The sequence below is a fragment of the Pseudomonas sp. EL_65y_Pfl2_R96 genome, from assembly GCF_963970905.1.
In the GTDB taxonomy this organism is placed as follows: domain Bacteria; phylum Pseudomonadota; class Gammaproteobacteria; order Pseudomonadales; family Pseudomonadaceae; genus Aquipseudomonas.
The window spans coordinates 1-735 of sequence record NZ_CAXAQH010000121.1 but is presented as its reverse complement, the minus strand read 5'-3'; the positions used below and the strand labels follow the sequence as shown (position 1 = coordinate 735).

1 protein-coding gene is annotated in these 735 nt (G+C 62.2%); it reads right to left on the bottom strand.

What is annotated here, in order from left to right; translation table 11 throughout:
- On the bottom strand, nucleotides 1-531 hold a 531-nt coding region (locus tag AACY49_RS29765; RefSeq protein ID WP_339527765.1), incomplete at its 3' end, for an IS110 family transposase.
- Nucleotides 532-735 lie beyond the last annotated feature (204 nt).

The window sequence follows — 735 nt, the reverse complement described above, 5'->3', positions numbered from 1 at the left end:
CGCCTCCGGCAGTGTTGCGGCCATCTCCCTGTCGTCTAGCAGATCCGCCAGCATCGCCAGGTGGCTCGGCCCCTTCGGTGCCACCCAGCCATATTCGGTGAGATGCCCGCGGATCGCATTGCCGAGCTGGGTGCGCTGTTTTACCAGCAGATCGCGCGTGCGGAACACCAAGGCGGCGGCTTGCTGCTCTTCGCTCTTCACCGCGACGAACCGCATCGTTGGCCGCTGCGCCGCCTCACAGATCGCCTCAGCATCGACAGCATCATTCTTATGCCGCTTCACGAACGGCTTCACATAGGCCGGCGGAATCAGCCTGACCTCGTGACCCATCGCCCGCAACTCGCGGGCCCAGTGATGTGCGCCGCCGCACGCTTCCAGCGCCACCGTGCATCGCGGCTGTGACACGAAGAAATTTAGCAGTTTTCCCCGGGTCAGCTTGCGGCTGAACACCGTTCGCCCGGTCCTGTCCGCGCCGTGCGCATGAAAAACGTTCTTGGCAATATCCAGACCGATTGTGGTAACTTCAGACACGGACGCCTCCCTCTTGTGGTGTTCAACACCTCCACTCTGGCACATCGATGCCGTCGGGGGGCGTCCACCCCATCATAAAGCCGCTATTCCGCGTCCGCCCACTTGCCGACATGCGGATTCTTTCTCAGCGTGGCGATGGCCTTGCGTAGTGGTCGGCGCGTTTTGGCTGGTGTCTAGCCGAGCCAACATCTCAAGGCTTCGACA